This window comes from Bacillus sp. EE-W1 (assembly GCF_009760835.1).
GTDB lineage: Bacteria > Bacillota > Bacilli > Bacillales > Bacillaceae_G > Bacillus_A > Bacillus_A wiedmannii.
Genome location: NZ_WIPE01000069.1, coordinates 1 through 17,349, shown reverse-complemented (window position 1 = coordinate 17,349; position 17,349 = coordinate 1). Strand labels below are relative to the sequence as shown.

At 32.8% G+C, this 17,349-nt stretch carries 16 protein-coding genes and 3 pseudogenes; 13 read left to right on the top strand and 6 right to left on the bottom strand.

Going from position 1 to position 17,349, the window contains the following annotated elements:
* Positions 1 to 69: 69 nt before the first annotated feature.
* Positions 70 to 345, bottom strand: coding sequence for a hypothetical protein (locus GFJ36_RS16705; RefSeq protein ID WP_001087712.1), 276 nt, complete (start codon positions 343 to 345; stop codon positions 70 to 72).
* A 392-nt stretch (positions 346 to 737) separates the two neighbouring features.
* On the opposite strand from GFJ36_RS16705, the gene GFJ36_RS16700 reads away from it, so the two are divergent.
* The 7 genes and pseudogenes from GFJ36_RS16700 to GFJ36_RS16670 all read left to right on the top strand — a co-directional run bounded on the left by GFJ36_RS16700 (position 738) and on the right by GFJ36_RS16670 (position 9,349).
* Complete coding sequence (locus GFJ36_RS16700) at positions 738 to 1,100, top strand: Na-translocating system protein MpsC family protein (RefSeq protein ID WP_061671957.1); 363 nt, start codon at positions 738 to 740, stop codon at positions 1,098 to 1,100.
* A gap of 615 nt (positions 1,101 to 1,715) precedes the next feature.
* Positions 1,716 to 3,247: pseudogene (locus GFJ36_RS16695) on the top strand (NADH dehydrogenase subunit 5).
* A complete protein-coding gene (locus GFJ36_RS16690; RefSeq protein WP_098082539.1) occupies positions 3,247 to 5,871 on the top strand; it encodes a DUF2309 domain-containing protein in 2,625 nt (874 codons plus the stop codon). The pseudogene GFJ36_RS16695 and the gene GFJ36_RS16690 overlap by 1 nt, the downstream one beginning before the upstream one ends.
* A gap of 79 nt (positions 5,872 to 5,950) precedes the next feature.
* Positions 5,951 to 6,463 (top strand): carbonic anhydrase, encoded by a 513-nt coding sequence (locus GFJ36_RS16685; protein WP_097891723.1) that lies wholly within the window; start codon positions 5,951 to 5,953, stop codon positions 6,461 to 6,463.
* A gap of 85 nt (positions 6,464 to 6,548) precedes the next feature.
* Positions 6,549 to 7,968: pseudogene (locus tag GFJ36_RS16680) on the top strand (cryptochrome/photolyase family protein).
* A gap of 111 nt (positions 7,969 to 8,079) precedes the next feature.
* Positions 8,080 to 8,535 carry a TspO/MBR family protein gene (locus GFJ36_RS16675; RefSeq protein WP_141542865.1) on the top strand — a complete coding sequence of 152 codons (456 nt, stop codon included), beginning with the start codon at positions 8,080 to 8,082 and terminating at the stop codon, positions 8,533 to 8,535.
* A 103-nt stretch (positions 8,536 to 8,638) separates the two neighbouring features.
* Positions 8,639 to 9,349, top strand: a complete 711-nt coding sequence (locus GFJ36_RS16670) for an alpha/beta hydrolase (RefSeq protein ID WP_097891720.1) — start codon at positions 8,639 to 8,641, stop codon at positions 9,347 to 9,349.
* 87 nt (positions 9,350 to 9,436) lie between these two features.
* On the opposite strand, the gene GFJ36_RS16665 is transcribed toward GFJ36_RS16670, so the two are convergent.
* On the bottom strand, positions 9,437 to 9,802 hold the full coding sequence (locus GFJ36_RS16665) for a YxeA family protein (RefSeq protein WP_088122538.1): 366 nt from the start codon (positions 9,800 to 9,802) through the stop codon (positions 9,437 to 9,439).
* A gap of 555 nt (positions 9,803 to 10,357) precedes the next feature.
* Between GFJ36_RS16665 and GFJ36_RS16660 the strand changes: the two genes are divergently transcribed.
* Positions 10,358 to 11,896 carry an alpha/beta hydrolase gene (locus GFJ36_RS16660; RefSeq protein WP_097891717.1) on the top strand — a complete coding sequence of 513 codons (1,539 nt, stop codon included), beginning with the start codon at positions 10,358 to 10,360 and terminating at the stop codon, positions 11,894 to 11,896.
* A gap of 116 nt (positions 11,897 to 12,012) precedes the next feature.
* Here GFJ36_RS16660 and GFJ36_RS30250 read toward each other — a convergent pair.
* A pseudogene (locus tag GFJ36_RS30250) lies at positions 12,013 to 12,164 on the bottom strand (acyl dehydratase).
* A 119-nt stretch (positions 12,165 to 12,283) separates the two neighbouring features.
* Here GFJ36_RS30250 and GFJ36_RS16655 point away from each other — a divergent pair.
* From GFJ36_RS16655 to GFJ36_RS16640, 4 genes are all read left to right on the top strand, one after another.
* Positions 12,284 to 12,670 (top strand): YflT domain-containing protein, encoded by a 387-nt coding sequence (locus tag GFJ36_RS16655; protein WP_097891711.1) that lies wholly within the window; start codon positions 12,284 to 12,286, stop codon positions 12,668 to 12,670.
* Positions 12,671 to 12,755: 85 nt separating this feature from the next.
* Positions 12,756 to 13,157, top strand: a complete 402-nt coding sequence (locus tag GFJ36_RS16650) for a peptidase U61 (RefSeq protein ID WP_097891708.1) — start codon at positions 12,756 to 12,758, stop codon at positions 13,155 to 13,157.
* Between the two features lie 34 nt (positions 13,158 to 13,191).
* On the top strand, positions 13,192 to 14,217 hold the full coding sequence (locus tag GFJ36_RS16645) for a ParM/StbA family protein (RefSeq protein ID WP_097891705.1): 1,026 nt from the start codon (positions 13,192 to 13,194) through the stop codon (positions 14,215 to 14,217).
* A 295-nt stretch (positions 14,218 to 14,512) separates the two neighbouring features.
* The gene (locus GFJ36_RS16640) at positions 14,513 to 15,463 is read left to right on the top strand and encodes a magnesium transporter CorA family protein (protein ID WP_097891702.1); all 951 of its coding nucleotides are present in this window, start codon (positions 14,513 to 14,515) and stop codon (positions 15,461 to 15,463) included.
* 169 nt (positions 15,464 to 15,632) lie between these two features.
* Here GFJ36_RS16640 and GFJ36_RS16635 read toward each other — a convergent pair whose 3' ends face one another.
* From GFJ36_RS16635 to GFJ36_RS29730, 3 genes are all read right to left on the bottom strand, one after another.
* On the bottom strand, positions 15,633 to 15,839 hold the full coding sequence (locus GFJ36_RS16635) for a hypothetical protein (RefSeq protein ID WP_060487304.1): 207 nt from the start codon (positions 15,837 to 15,839) through the stop codon (positions 15,633 to 15,635).
* Positions 15,836 to 16,015 (bottom strand): hypothetical protein, encoded by a 180-nt coding sequence (locus tag GFJ36_RS16630; protein WP_097891741.1) that lies wholly within the window; start codon positions 16,013 to 16,015, stop codon positions 15,836 to 15,838. The genes GFJ36_RS16635 and GFJ36_RS16630 overlap by 4 nt, the downstream gene beginning before the upstream one ends.
* A gap of 459 nt (positions 16,016 to 16,474) precedes the next feature.
* Complete coding sequence (locus tag GFJ36_RS29730) at positions 16,475 to 16,783, bottom strand: hypothetical protein (RefSeq protein ID WP_046959878.1); 309 nt, start codon at positions 16,781 to 16,783, stop codon at positions 16,475 to 16,477.
* Between the two features lie 433 nt (positions 16,784 to 17,216).
* On the opposite strand from GFJ36_RS29730, the gene GFJ36_RS16620 reads away from it, so the two are divergent.
* The coding region (locus GFJ36_RS16620) for a Holliday junction resolvase RecU (protein WP_194956672.1) at positions 17,217 to 17,349 on the top strand (133 nt) is incomplete at its 3' end.

Genomic DNA, 17,349 nt, shown 5'->3' with positions numbered 1-17,349 from the left:
AATCAAATTACATGTAATTTGATTTATAACAGATTAGCGTCATAGAGCATTAAATAAAAACACAGGGGGTTATCTCTGTGTTTCTTCAAATTTTCGTTTTTGGATATATGCTTGAGCATGGATAATTTCTTTCTGAAGTTCTTTTAATTCTTCCGTAGATCCAGATTCAATCCTCATGTACGTAGTAACTAGACTAATCATCATATCCATCTTCTCTACTATATTTTGAATGACCTGTTCAGATTGCTCTTTTTTAGGGTGTTGTATTGCTATTAAAGCATTTTCTATATAATTGTTCTTTCGTTGCTGGATATCATAAATAAACTGTTTTGTGTTTGAGTTCATTTGTTATTCCTCCGTTTTGGATATGCTTCTATTCTATCATATTTGAATGTAAAATATTAGATTACCCTAAATTCACACCTGTCTCGTACATCTCCTCAAATATATAACCTAATCTCTTAACGTACAGGGGTCCTGCCCCATCGCTATCAAGCTAAGAAAATACAACTCCCCCCACAATGACCTTTTTAGAAATCTATGCAACAGAGCCTTTATAGTAAGAGTAACTTGTTGGGAATGATCAAAAAATCTATATTGTAATATGAAAAATCACTATGATATGAAAGGATACCTTACAACAACCCCAATAAATTCTTCTCAATAATTGAAAATAAAATCAATCCAGATTATTATATTGTTATTGTAAATTTATTTTATTGAAGGAGGATACATAGATGAAAAGCTCAAAAGGCTCTATTGAATCAGAGATAAGCAAAGCAATTACTCATTGGGAAAAGGACTACTTAGGACGCGGTTCTATATCCGTTAAGACAGATATATTACGGGATATGATTATCGTAAATTTACAAGGTATTTTAACCCCGGCTGAATATACTGTTTGCGAAACAAAAGACGGCATGCTAACGATAAAGAAAAACCGTTCGGAGCTAGTTGAATCTGGAATTGATGATTTGAAAGAGATTATACTAGAATTAACTGGAGAGAAAGTGAAAAGCTTTCATACGGATATAAGCTCCCGTACAGGCGAACGAGTAATGATTTTTAAATTGCTTCATAATCTTGAGGGGAAATTTTAAAAATAAAACTTAAGGTTAGTGGAAGGATTAAGAAACCTACAAGTTTTGCACTTTATTTAACTTTATTAACATGCTAATAATTAAAAAACTTGAAGTTATTTAGGTATAATAAATCGTAATTCAAATAACTCTTAAAAAACTGATAAAGAAATTGACAAACTGCTTAATATGGTTTATCTTATAATTGTTTTAAAAAATTGATAGATGCTCATTTTAACAGTTTGCTATAATTAAGGCTTTAGCATTTTTTTAATATGTAATATTGACTAAATGAAAAAGTTTCTTAATTAAAAGATAGCACATAACATAAATTGATATATTGATTGCATAATCTAGGAGATCAGAAATATACTTTTCTTTTTAACAGGAGTAATACATACATTATCCTCTATAAAATGGGAGCTCTTCAAAAAACTTTATTGAAGTTAGTTGAAGTGAAACCGACAATCTCCATAATTCAATGATGATATAAAATCATTGAATTATGGAAGTTGTCGGTTTTTTTATGGGAAAAAACGATGTACTAAAAAGAGTGAATGAAAATTGAAATTAAAAAACTATCTTACTTAAAAGGAATTTTTATAGGTTATTTTCGTTTGGAAGGGAGTATTGTACATGTTAATTTCGCTGAGTTCATCAACACTGTTAACATTATTTTTTATGGCGCTTAGCGCTTCTTGGCTAAGTGGATTATTATTTTTACATGCAAGGATGCCTTTACGTTTTGTTCATATCCATATTGGTATCGCTGCTTTGCCTTCATTGGTTTCTTTACTCGCACTTGTTAATCACAATGGAGATAGAGTTGTGGGGCCTTGGCATTTAGATACTTTAGCTTGGTTCATGGCTTTCTTTGTTCTTACAATTGGTTTAATCATTCAGCGTTTTTCTGTACGTTACTTACTGGGAGATCGCTCATATCGAAAATACTTTGCACTTTTTACATTTACTACAGGTATATCTTCGGTTGCATGGTTAAGTGATGATCTTCGTTTCATGATTATTTGTTGGGGGGCAACTCTTATAGGATTGGTTTTACTCATAGGTCTAAATAAAGGGTGGAAAGTAGTTAGCGAAGCAACAAAAATTTCTAGTTATTTATTTACAATAAGCTGGATTGCTTTGCTAGCAGCTATCATTTGGCTTTTTCAAGTCACTGGACAGTGGCAGTTAACATCAGTTTTAACGAATGAAAATGTAGCTCAATTTGGAACATTGGAGAAAACAGGAATTAACTTATTGATTATATTAGCTGTGATGATTCCAGCAGCACAATGGCCTTTTCAAAGGTGGTTAATTGAGTCAGCTGTTGCTCCAACGCCTGTTTCTGCTGTTATGCATGCGGGGTTAGTAAATGCTGGCGGTATCATGTTAACTAGATTTTCACCTCTTTTTCATGATGATATGGCACAAATCATTTTACTAATTTTCTCTAGTATTTCTGTCTTAATTGGAACAGGAATTAGCCTAGTTCAGGTTGATTATAAACGTCAGCTAGTGGGGTCAACTATTGCACAAATGGGGTTTATGCTTATTCAATGCGCATTAGGAGCCTATTTAGCGGCTGTTATTCATTTAATTTTACATGGTTTGTTTAAAGCGACACTGTTTTTACAAGCTGGTTCTTCCGTACAATGTTTTGGGGTAGTGAAGCAGTCTAATGAAAAGATATTTAATTTATGGTTATGGTCGGACGTGTTTTCGGATTATTTATAGCGATTGCATTTTGGTTTACGACTTCTGGAGAAGGGTATCAATTAGTTAGTGCGTTCATCTTAGGATGGTCATTATACTTTTCATGGAAACAACTTGTTGTTTTTGGAGAGGGAAGAATGGGAAGAATTGTTGGCCTATTTATTTTAGCTGGATTTTCTCTCATTTACTTTACCGTTCATAATTCCCTTTATAAATGGTTGCATACTGACATGTATCAAAATGTTCAACCTTCAGCTCCAGCCGTTATTTTTGTTATATGTCTCTTATTATTTGGTAGTGCTATTAGTACTCTCGTTACTCGTTATCAATCCTCTACTATATTTGCTGTAATGTATCTTTGGTTCGTTCGAGTAGGTGAGGCGAGACAAAAGTCAGTAGAAAGTCATCCGAGCTATCTTAAACATTATGTATCAAAGGGAGGTAATCAGTGATGAGCATACCGTCAATCGTAACGAAAGAGACTTTAAAAAAGAAAGATACAAACATTGAAATACAAGAAAAGAATATAAATGATTTAGTTGAATCTGCTAGCCGAGTGATTGCACCACTTTGGCCGATCGCTACATTTGCAGCTCATCACCCTTGGATGGGACTTGAAAAACAATCATTTGAACAAGTTGCAGATTGGTTAAAAGAAATTCGTAATGTGGATATATATCCTAGTGCTGCTATGATTCATTCGGCAAAGGCGAAAGGGGAGATTAAGGAATCATTTTTACAAAGTGGCTTGTCTCATTGGCTTGATTCACAATCTTTTCATATCCCGCGAAAGAAAGCGGAGCAGTTTTGCCAAGCAGCTTTAAAATTAGAGAAATTACCTTCTAGCCTATTATCATCGCCACAATTAAATAAACTGGCAGAAGAAATGAGTTATATAAATACAGGAAGTATGAAAGACTCTCCTATGCAACCTGTAAGTTCACTTATAGAGAATCAAAAGGGTGAAAACCTATCTGATATTCTTAATTATCATATCATTAAATGGTGTAAATTATATTTGGATGACTCCGGATCAAGTTGGACGATGCCAAACCGAGAGAAAGGTTTGTATCGTGCATGGCATCACCTTATTAAATTTGATCCAGCGCTCAGTAAAAATGAGCGTAGCATTTTAAAAGATTGGCCAGAGGATGCCGAGGTAGCTTTAACAAGAGCTTTATCTGAATTAGGAATTTCTGAATCTAACAAGCAAGCTTACCTTGAAGGGCACTTGCTTGCTTTGCCTGGGTGGGCAGGAATGATACTATGGCGTTCCCAACAATCAATTCAGGAACAGGAACTTATGATTGAATATTTAGTAGTTCGAATTTCTATGGAGCTGGCCATTGTCAAACCTTATTTACCTACAAAAAATCAAAAGGCTGAGAAGAAAGTTGCAATTGTCCCACTTATAGCTTCTTGGATCTATTGGGGGAATATTTCAACCCTGGAATGGTCACAAATGTCTGCAGCTGAACAAAGCGAATTATTAGCATTTGCATATCGTTTTGATGAAAATATTCGCAGGAAACTTTGGCTAGAAGCTTGGGAACAGACGCATGCAGAGCAATTAAGGGAAAAGATTGTTTCTAAGCAACGTGCAACTAATGATAAAAAACGTGTATTAGCTCAATTAGCATTTTGTATTGATGTACGTTCAGAACCGTTTCGTCGCCACCTAGAAAAATTAGGTCCGTTCGAAACGTTTGGAATAGCTGGTTTCTTTGGGTTACCAATTGCGACTAGTGAACTAGGTAGTAATGACAGTCATCCTTCTTTGCCAGTTATATTAAAACCGAAACATCAAATAAAAGAGCTCACGGATGAAAATGAATATAAATCTTATCAACAACGTAAGAAGATAGACAGCTCAGTAAGTTATACGTTTAAAATGATGAAACAAAATGTACTTACAAGTATGTTACTACCTGAGATAAGTGGCCCTTTACTTGGTCTACAAATGATGACAAGAAGTTTTGTGCCAAGAAGAGTAGGTAGTTTCATTCGTAACCTTCGCAAAACAATGTTACGAAAACCTGATACGACATTCTCACTTAATCATGTTCATGAAACAAAATGTGAGATGCCTATCGGTTTTACGAAAGAAGAAAAAGTGAACTATGTGCGTCAAGCTTTAAAAATGGTGGGATTAACAGAAAAATTCGCGCCTCTAGTTGTAATGTGCGGACATAGTAGTCAAAGTACGAACAACCCTTATGCTGCAGCGCTTGAGTGTGGTGCTTGTGGCGGAGCAGCAGGGGGATTCAATGCAAGAGTTTTTGCTACTTTATGTAATCTTCCAGAAGTCAGAGAGGCTTTGTCTGCTGAAGGCATTAAAATTCCGGAGGACACCATTTTTGCAGCAGCTGAACATAAAACAACAGTGGATGAATTGGAATGGATTTACGTCCCAGAACTTTCGGAAACTGCGCAAGAAGCATTTGATAGTATTGAGTCGGTTATGCCAAATGTGAGCCAACATGCAAATAGAGAGCGTTTAACACAATTACCTAATTTTAAAACGAAAATAAAAAATCCGAGTAAAGAGGCACATCGATTTGCAGAAGATTGGAGTGAAATACGTCCGGAATGGGGATTAGCCCGTAATGCATCTTTTATTATCGGAAAACGAGAATTAACTCAGGATTGTGACTTAGAAGGAAGGGCTTTCCTTCATAATTATGATTGGAAACAGGATGGAAGTGGAGATATATTAGCTAGCATCATTGCAGGGCCAGGAACAGTAGCTCAGTGGATAAATTTACAATATTACGCTTCAACTGTAGCTCCTCATTATTATGGTAGTGGAAACAAAACAACCCAAACCGTAACGGCAGGTCTCGGTGTTATGCAAGGAAATGCAAGTGACTTGTTGCCAGGCTTACCTTGGCAATCCGTTATGCAGTCAGATAGTGAGACGTATCATTCACCACTTCGTTTACTAATTGTAATTCAAGCGCCTATTGAATATATAGAACGTTTGCTAAATAATGATTTCACATTTCGAGAAAAAGTTCAAAATGGATGGGTCAGACTTGCAAGTATTGATCCAGAAGGACAATGGAAAAACTGGTAACAATCATGTAATGAATAATCAACTATCGTTACTAGTTTAAAAGTTTCATAAATACAATAATGAAGAAGGAGTGCTCCATATGAATTCAAAGAATAAAAAAGTATTATTATTAACAGACATTGAACACGGAATAGAGCCGATTATCCAACAAGTAACTAACATTCAACAAGAAAACGTGTTGACTATACACAGCTATGATTCTGTAATTGTACATCCTTATGGAGATATAATGAGATCTGTTATTATTGCTATTTATGAAGAAAAAGTTGAAGAAATTATTGTTGTCGGAATAGAGGATAAAGAAACTGATATAGTTAATCTACAAATTCAACGTGATTCCATAAAAAATAACAGAGAAATAGACTATCTCTTTAAAAATTGCATGCCTGAATTTTCAAGTGGTAGCCTGAATGCATGGCTAAGTGGACAAGAAAATGTTAGTGAAAATATTGAGAAGAGTATAGATATGATTCGTCATCATCCGTTAGTACCTTCTGATATTAAAGTTCATGGTTTCATGATTGATAGAACAGGTGAAAAAGAAACGGTTGTTAAAATTCCTACTAATAAAATAGTTGAAAAAGTTAATTAATCTATTAAAGACAAATAAATTCTTATGTATAAATTACTGTTATATAATAAAATTTAATATGTTTTAAGAATTAGAAGGGATAGCTATGCAAGGTAAAATTATTGTTATGTTTCAAAAAGATTTTCGTTTATATGATAACCCAGCTTTATTTGAGGCTGTTCAGTCTGGTGAGGTTCTTCCGGTATATGTACAAGATGGAACTTTTTCAATAGGAAGTGCATCAAAGTGGTGGTTACATCATGCTATAATAGATGTCCAAAAGCAACTTGAGGCATTGGGATCTACTTTAATAATTCGCAAAGGAAATACACTGGAAGAAATACTTTCTCTCATAGAACAGTTAGGTATAACGGCTGTATATTGGAATGTTTGTTATGATCCAGACAGATTACAATCTAATCAAAAAATGAAAATAGTATTAGAAGGCAAAGGTATTGTCTGTAAGGAATTTAATTCGCATTTATTATTAGAACCGTGGATTATTAAAAAGAAAGATAACACTGAATATAAGGTGTTTACGCCTTTTTACAATGCATTTCAAAAGCAGGAAATACCTAAGCCTATTAGTAAAGTGCAGCGTATAAAGGGAGGAAACTCTTTACCAGCAAGCTTATCTGTTTCAGAATTACATTTGCTGCCGACTATACGGTGGACATCTCATATTGAATCAATATGGGAGCCTACAGAAGAAGGGGCATACAAAGCATGTAAGAAATTTTTCTCTAGCAAATTAGCCTCTTATAGTGAAGGAAGAGACTTTCCAAATGAAAATGCTCATTCGATGTTGGCACCTTATCTTTCATTTGGCCAAATATCAGTGAGATGGATGTATCATTACTTAATAAATAAAAGTACCGAAAGACAATGTAGTCTTTTTGAAAAACAAGTGAATAGCTTTATACGTCAATTAATTTGGCGAGAATTTTCTTATTATTTGCTATATCATTACCCATTTACAGTATATAAACCTCTTAATAAGAGCTTTGAACATTTTCCGTGGAATAATGAAGAGGAGTTATTAACAGTATGGCAGAAGGGTGAAACTGGTTATCCGTTTATTGATGCAGGAATGCGGGAACTATGGCAAACAGGTTTTATGCATAATCGGGCAAGAATGGCTGTAGCCTCTTTTCTTGTAAAGCATTTGTTAATTCCGTGGCAGGAAGGAGCAAAATGGTTTATGGATACACTACTAGATGCTGATATTGCAAATAATACAATGGGGTGCTGGAAGTGGGGCAGATGCATCACCGTACTTTCGTATTTTTAATCCCATCACACAAGGAGAAAAGTTTGATAAAAATGGAGAGTATATAAGAAGATGGGTACCAGAATTAAGAGATATCCCAAACAAATATATACATAAACCTTGGGAAGCACCTGAGCATATTTTACAAAAATCCAATATAAAACTTGGGAATACATATCCTTATCCGATTGTTGATCATAAGGCAGCACGAGAGAGAGCCCTTTTTGCATATAAAAGTATGAAAGAATTTGTATGAAATAGGTTAAACAATATGAATTTAGAATTTTAATATTAGAATTTTATCCATTACAAGGACATACTAATCATATAAAGTTTCTATAATCTTCTAGTAAAAAGGAGAATGTTTATGAAAAAATCTAGTATTATAGTATTTTTACTAACATATGGTTTGTTTTATGTTTCTAGTGTTTTATTCCCTATTGATCGTACTTGGTATGATGCGTTAGAAAAGCCGTCTTGGACACCTCCCGGTATGACAATCGGAATGATATGGGCTGTATTATATGGACTTATTGCATTATCAGTTGCAATTATTTACAACAAATATGGATGTAAGCCAAAAACATTTTGGTTTGTATTCCTTTTAAATTACATGTGCAATCAAGCGTTCAGCTACTTTCAATTCAGTCAAAAAAATTTATTTTTAGCAACAGTAGATTGTTTACTAGTCGCTATTACTACGTTACTTCTCATAGTGGTTTCTTCCAAATTATCTAAAGTATCGACATGGTTGCTAATTCCATATTTTTTATGGGCCACATTTGCTACATATTTATCTTGGACCATTTATAGTATAAATTAAAGAAGTAAATGAAAACTTGAGCATAATAAAAATGCTCGAGTTTTTATGTTTACTAATGAAAATCTAAAATATAGAATATATACATCTTAGGGAGGTCATCTTTGTGAAGAAATGGATAAAAATTACGCTGTACTCTTTACTAGGTATTTTACTTATAGGAAGTATTAGTTTTTTTGTTTGGTCTCAGTTTACTTATAAACCGACGAAAGAGGCTTTATCGTTAGTAGAGGATAAAAAAGATGAAGAGAATATAGTTTTTGGAGAGAAAGATGGTAAAATAGGGGTTATTTTTTATCAAGGAGCTAAAGTAGAAGCTGAGGCATATAGTTACTTAGGAGAAGCTCTTGCAAAAGATGGACATTTTGTAGTGATGCCTAAGTTGCCATTAAATTTAGCGATATTTGGAATCAATGCAGTAGACAGTGTAATGGAACAGTATCCTGAAGTTCAGAAGTGGTATGTTGCGGGGCATTCAATGGGGGGAGCTATGATTTCTAAGTATGCCTTCCAACATGAAGACAAGATAGACGGGATCATTTTCTTAGGTTCGTATCCTGCAGATGACTTCTCTACGAAATCGATCCCGATGTTATCAATTTATGGGGAAGTAGATGCGTTAGCAACTGTAGAAAAAATAGAGAACAATAAAAAGTTCATGTCAAAGAATACAACTATGCACATGATAAAAGGGGGAAATCATGCTCATTTTGGCATGTATGGTGAGCAAAAAGGTGATAATGCGAGTTTAATTACGGCAAAAGCACAACAAGATGAAACAGTGAAAGTAATGGAAGAGTGGTTATTGAAACAATGATAACGAATTTAATAAATCTACCGAAAGAATTTTCCTAACGGTAGATGGGAGAGAGAATAAAGAGCCAAATCGTATGAATTGGCTCTTTTATTTATTTGCTATCTCCAATTGTCCCCTTATTTTCTCCGGAATATCCTCTTTAGAAATAATATCGTAAGAATACACATATTTTCCTTTCACATGAATTTTTAAGTAAGTTTTTCTTATAAAAACATTAGGCGTGTTCGTTCCAACTTTATATTCTTTTTCATTGCTTAATTCATCAACACCCTTTAGTGAGTACATAGCTCGGCCTTTATAATGATAATCTGGAATGCCATACCCATTCGCAACGGCGTATACATTTTTTTCTTCAGCAATCGGATTAAATCTGTCTAAATCCCCGCGTAATATGAAAGGTAGTAAGTATATAGGAAGGCCTATTCCTAATATGCAAATTACAAATTTCTTCATGGTCATTTCTCCTCTTGTTCATTTACAGGATTCAGTATAGAAAAAAATTCTTATAAATATAGAGGGAAATTTCTTAAAGTTTTCTTAATAAAGTTTCACCGTGTGAAAAAAACTAACTTGAGCATTAAGCTTACGGAATGAATAACCAAATAACTTGTTTTCTTTATTTTTTGATATTTCTTAAGAACCTATCAAGAAATAAGTGAGTTTTAGTATTTAGAATAAATGTATCTTACAGTAATAAGAGAATTATCTAAATAAATGATAGTGAGAACAATTAAAGAAAGCATCTAGTGGGGTGCTTTTTTCTTTTGAAACAGAGAATCTCATGGGTCGGTTACATGTAATTTCGTGCTGTGCTTCTAGGTCATTGGAAAATCCAACAATAAAAAAAGAGGGGGAAGGCGTTTTTTATTGAAGTTTGTTAATGATAGATTTTTAACTAGTTAGGGGGAATCGTAAAATAGATTATTAATCTCTTTAATAATTTTTATTTTCCTTATAGTTGGCATATTGTATTAGAAATTTTTAATTTTGAAAGGAGAATCAATAATTATGGGTAAGAAAAGAAGAATAAGTAATAAGTTATTACTTGTCAGTGCAATTTTTACAATAGCAATTCCCTCAGTCTCATATGCGGAGGAAGTAATTTCACCTGAAAATTTTACGAGTTCTTCAAATTTGTATAAGGGACGGAATACGGAAGTATTGAAAACAAGCTTATATCCTGATACATATAACTATCCGTTTAACTACCAATTTATTTCGAATTTAAAGGAAGCAAACACAACTATAAAAAAAGTAGACAATAGTAATGATGAAAATCCTATTATATCTACTACTCTTTCATTTATTCGCCATATGAATAGTGAAAATTATAAATCTGCATTTGATTTAACCTCAAGGTCATTACAGAAAATAATATCCGAAGAATGGCTGAAGAGCTATTGGGAGGGACTCCCAGTGCAATTACAAGCAGGTTCTTTTATAGAAATTGGAGAGGTTACACAAAAAGAGACAAATCCTGTTCATACAAATGTGGAGATTCAATTAGTTTTTGAAAAAATGACTGTACCTTTACTAATTAAACTAGATCCATCTGGAAAAATAGACGATTTTCAACTCAGCATGTCGTTTAGTCCTGTTGCAGAGCGTCCATCATATAGTAAGCCTGAGTCATTTATTGATAAAGAAGTAGTAGTTGGAAGTGGTGCATTTCCATTACCAGGAACATTGTCGATTCCAAAAGGAAATGGGCCTTTTCCAGCGGTTATTCTTGTTCAAGGATCAGGAGCAACTGATCAGGATGAAACAGCGTTTGCTTTAAAACCATTTCGCGATTTAGCTGAAGGTCTTGCATCGAAGGGAATTGCTGTCCTTCGCTATAATAAAAGAACTTATGAACATGGGTTGAAAACACAATTCAGTCCCTTCTATACAGTTGATAAAGAGACAACAGATGATGCTCTTCTTGTAACTCAATTTCTTAAAAATGAGCCTCTAATAAATAAGAATCAAATATATATTCTTGGTCATAGTCAAGGTGGAATGATGCTTCCGAAAATGATTGAAAAAGACCAAAATCAAAATATTGCTGGGGCAATTGTAATGGGTGGGCCAGCTCGTACGATTCAAGACGTTGTTTTAGATCAATTTGAGTATCTTTTTTCTATTGGAGCAATGAACCAGGAGCAATATAAATTCTACAAATCGCAATTTGAATTATTAAATGATCCCAATTTCTCTGGTCAGAATCCCCCAAAAGATTTTTACTTAGGATCAGCAGTATTTTGGGATTCTATACGGAAAATTAAAGCGGCAGAAATGTCAAAAGAACAAAAGACACCGCTTCTTATTATTCAAGGAGAAAGAGACTATCAAGTTCAATCAAAAATTGAAATTCCTCTTTGGAAAGAACAATTAAAAGAACGAGATAACGTAGATTATCGACTATATCCAAAGTTAAATCATTTCTTTACAGAAGGGGATGGAGAAATAAGTAAACCGGATGAATATTATAGTCCTGCTAATATTCCTGAGTATGTTATAAATGATATTGCTGCTTGGGTGCAAGGAAGATCGCAATTAAATTAGCAACTATATGTTTTAATAAAGACTTTCTTTCTGTAATCAAACTAGAAACATTATTAGGTTATATGTTTTTTAGCACTCTTTTAAAAAGAGTGTTTTTTTATTTTCCTTTGATTTAATTAACGAAAAAAAATATCTTGTACTCCTTTTGTAACTTTTTTTAATAGAAAATTTCTATAAAATAATGGACTTGTCTTCCAAACAAAACGTTATTTGTAACTCTGTTATCAAAGCAAAGTTCTTGTGACATCTCTCTGATATTCAAAAACATTAATAACCTATTGTGTGAATTTTTTTGAAAATTTAGGTTTAACATCTTTAAAATAGGTGTATTACATATTACATAACAACTAAATAAGAAAATAAAAAATCTAAAGGAGGAAAAATACAATGCATAAGAATGAAAGAAAACCGGTGGTTCATGAATATGAAAATGAACAGGAAGTAGTTATGAAAGTAAAAGAGCTAGAATTGCAAGGGATTCGCCAAGATGACATTTACGTTTTAACACATGAAACACATCTAACAAAAAAGATTGCGGATGATACAAACACAAATACGATTGGAGTAAAAGAACAAGGATTGGGTACACGTATTATCAACTTTTTCTCCAAAAAAGGGGACGAACTCCGAAATCAAATGGAGGAAATGGGGTTGTCGAAGGAGGAAGCTAATTTATATGAAGAAAAATTAGATCAAGGGAGAATTTTACTTCTAATAACAGCTGAAACACCAACGGCGAGTAATAGGCAGCCGCAAAACTATCATTCTCTCTAATAGATTGCAACATCTGATAAATAGATAAGTTAATTATTTTAGGTTGTAGCATGGAAGAAAATAAAAGTAGAGAAGGGTGAGAAAAATGAAACATACAATATTTAAATATGCTTTGATTGGGATTACGACCGGAGTCATGGTCTCCCTGTTAAAAAAAGAAAATCGGAAAGCTATACAAACAAAAGGAAAAAGCGTAAAAGACAAACTACAAGAAGGAAACATAAAGGAAACATTAGAGAAGGTAACTGAGACAAGTAAACAATTCTCTGTAACTGCAGCTAATGTTGCAAAACAAACATTACCACAACTGCTTACAGCCACACCGGTTGTCATTTCTACTATTAAAGATTTAACAGAAAACGAAAATAACAAAAAGAAAAAAGATGAAAAGGATAACGAAATAAATCAAAATAGTAAGGACATAGACGGAGAAAAAACGAAAAATGAAAAGAAATATATGAAAGAAGGGAAAGAAGAGAGTGCTTAGATTTAATTCTAAAAAGAGAAAGTGAGGAAAAAGTATGAAATCTCTGTATGCAATTGATGTAGGAATTGGTTTTACTAAGCGGGCATATCGACAGGATGTAGATTCTGAGGTGACGATTAAGAGTGAAGCTTCCACACTAGCCCCTGTACCTAATCATGCTGAAAGTGAAGATTTAACAAAGGTAAGTTTTATAGACTTAGACTTTGCATACTACATGGGAAATGAAGCACATCAATCTGACGCTTCATTTCTTCCTCCATTTGAAGAAGAAATAGAAAATTATTATGAAAGCGAACAGTTTAAACAACAAATATTTGGTTGCATTGCAAAGGATTATAAAGAAAATGTCGTGTTACCTTTAGTTGTGACCGGGCTTCCCGTTACTTATTTTGGTAGTCAGCATGAGCAATTACAAAATGTATTAAAAAAAGAAACTTCCGTGCAAATCGATGGGAAATTTATTAATATCACGGTGGAAAATGCTTTGATTCTTCAGCAACCGGTCGCTTTACATGCCTATTTCTTAAAAGAGGGAATCATTCAGGAACAAGATCGTATCTTAATTATTGATGGTGGATTTCGTACATTAGAAATGACAGATATGAAACAGAATGTCATTTTAAATCATTATGAGACGGAACTAGGATGTAGCAAGCCTTTGAAAAATATTAAGAATATCCTGCAGAATCATGCAGGGGAAAGTGATGACTTGCATATTAACGACATGCCAAAAATATTAGAAAAAGGATATGGAGGTCGAGAAGAAAATCATCAGACAAGTCAGGTTAATACTTTGATTCAAAAAGAGTTGGATACACACTTCCAAGACGTTATGCGTGTATTACAAGAACAATTTAAGTTAGACCAGTATGACACTATTATTTGGACAGGAGGAATAGTAGACATCCACAAAAAACGAATTGAAAAAATGCAAAGTGAAATTTCTTCTTTCCGTATGGTAGACGCTTCAAAAGAGGCTGCACTTCATGGATACTTTATTATTGGAAGTCAAGTATTTGAAGACATCACTAATCAATCTGCATATGAATCTAAATTATAATAACGACCAAAATGGAGTTCGTTAAATAGACGTGCCAAATTATGTGGCTTCTTTGCCACATATAAATAAGAAAAGATAAAAAGTGCTTGTATAGAGGAAATGTTTAAAATTTAGAATCCAAATAACTAATATATAGGGGGTCTTTCTTGTAACAGAAGAAGACCTCCTATGCCATTTAGTTTGTAATGTAGAGGATCTAAAAACTTTTCCTCCAAGACATGAATACCTACATATAAATTTCGTGTTACGGATATTATTCGATGAAACATAAAACTATTCAGAAAGGAAGAATAATGTGGAATGTATAAAAATGCCGAAATGGGATTGGTATCATGTGAAAACTAGTGAACTTGAAAAACTTTCTTCTATAATCCCTCGTGATGTAACATCTTATTTCTCTCAATTTGTAAAAAAAATAAGTTCTCCTTGTGAAAATGGATTATATGTTTATACGTTATCACCAAGTCAAACTTGTGTATATGGTTCGTTTTTATATGATCAAGATAAAAAGGACGCCAAAATTCAAAAATTTCTTCATTATTTTGTAGCTCATGGAATACTGATAACGGTCCAGGAAAAAGAGGAAGAGGATTTCCAAAAATTAATACATAATTTCCCTATGGGTATAAAAAAATGTAATAGTTCCGCTGAAGGATTATGTGCCATCTTATCAATGTTTATATCTCACTATTTACGAAAGGTTGACTATTTTGAAAATAATTTCAGAAATGTATTATGGGATTTTTATCATCATAATAACATAGCAGTTTTAGAAAGAATTTATCATATTCGTCATGAATTATTTATGAACACACATGTGTTTCGGTTAATACAAGAAGTGTTACAAGGCTTGGAGGAAGCTTGGCTAGAAAACCTAACAAACACCCTTTGTTATAAACAAACACACGTAAAATTAGAGCGTGGATTACAACTCGTTAAAGAGTACCAAGAAGAATTAGACACGATGATTCATTTACAAGAAGTTGTTTCTTCTCATCGTGGGAATGAAATTATGAAAGCTCTTACTGTATTAACTGCTGTAAGTACGCCTTTGACGGCCTTAGGAGCATTGTGGGGGATGAATTTTAAATATATGCCTGAACTAGAATGGAAATATAGCTATTTAATCGCTCTCCTATTTATCATTTTCACAACAGGTGGTATGTATTTGTATATGCGAGTCAAAGGATGGACAGGTGACTTATTACGAGTAAAGAAAAAGAAATCTTTTTTTAAATCTAATTAATCCTGTTTATAAAAAATATGATAGATATTAATCTAGGTATATGGTTAGTAATATTTATTAATAGAGATAGTGCCACATGCCCATCAAGCTAACAAAACAAAAAAATTCGTTTGGGGATGTTCTTTTTTTATAATTAATAGATATAAAACATAAAATTTTAAGAAATGTATTAACGATTTGCAAATTGAGTTGCTATATCTGTTGTATCTTCTTTATTTAAGTGGTAAATGGAATCATCTCCTATACGTTGAACATACGCTTCATCAAAGTATGGTTTCACACTAAAAAATAATACTTTGAATTTGATTTTTTTACCATCATCTAATACAAAGTCAATATTACGTTGAGAAGATTCCTCAAAAACTTTCTTCTTCAAAAATCTTTTTTTGTTACAACATCTTTCTGACTACTTAGTTTTTCAAACACTGATTTTGCTTCTTGGCCATAATCTCTAAATGTACCTCCAGTAACAGAATCAGTTTCTAAATATTTTATTTTTGAAATCAGATTAGGAGTTAAAGAACCCTTATTCTCATCTCCTACTAAAGACATGTACATAAATATAAATAGAAATATAACTAATAATCCTAATTTGATTTTTTTCATTTATTGTCTCCTGTTCTAAAAAATAGTTCCTGTCTATCATACCAAAAATAGGGAATACACTTTTAGAATTTATAAAAAATATAATTAGGATTAAATTAAAACCTTCGAAAAAACCTGTTTTAAAAATGGAAAAAGCGTTAACCTTTCTTTAGAATCAAAAGAAAGGATGTTTTTATAATGTGCTTTTCAATTCATGATGAGCTGCCATTGTATTCCTAAGAGTTACAACGATATATGTTACCTGATGCTTTAGAGCAATTAGCTAAAAATATAGAATTTGTTAAACGAACTAGTAAGTATCAAGCAAAAGCTAACTGCTCGGTTCTCCAAGGGGGAACAAGGAGAAAATCTAATGTCATATATATTGTTAACGGAATATTTAGTTTTATTCACAAGGAATGACGTTTAACTCAATGCATAGCCAATGATCAAAGTTAGTGTTAAAAACACTGATAATAAAAGTGTTAGTAGAACTGTCGCTATGCTTCTAAGCATAGCAACCCAATTATCTATTTTAGAAAATCCTATCATACCAGCAAAAAAAGTTCCTATTGTTAAAACTAGTAAAAAAAATAAAGGATGGATAGGTAGCGAATTCATAATAAACAATTTCGTTTCAGATGAGGCTATCGAACCAATTTCAAGATATAAGAGGAATAGACCAATGCAAATAAAAGAAAAAATAAAGGACCACAGATTAATGTTATGTTTCATTGCTTTCTCCTATGTAATTAAAATATTTACATTTGATTTTACTGGAAAATTAAAGAAAAAGATAGCGATTATAAATTGAAATAAATTTTTTAACAAAATAATCCTTTTACGAAGAAAGGACCTGTTGTCTCCAACAGGCCCTTTCCTAAAATGGCAAAGAGTAACTCTTACCTTACTCTTCTGCTATATAATATACAAAACAAGTATAGATGTACAGAACAAGAAATTCCATTGTGATTATTTAAATATACAAAATTAACGTGTTATAACAGAATTAAACATCAGGAATTAAATTACAAATGTTAGTTTATTAATGAATTCCAATGATAGGATCGAAAGTGATAAATAATAAATTAATATTATAATAATAAAATATGAAATATTGCATATTTTATTGAAGTAGAAATTTACAAGTAGGAAGAGAGGAATAGCAATGGGACTAGGAAACCATGGGATGGCATTTGAAATGCTTATCAATTTAGCAAATAAAATGTATCAAAGAGGGGGCGTGTCGCTTATCGACAAGTGTCCGACCCCTGTGAAGGTGTTATTTTCGAATTTCCCCA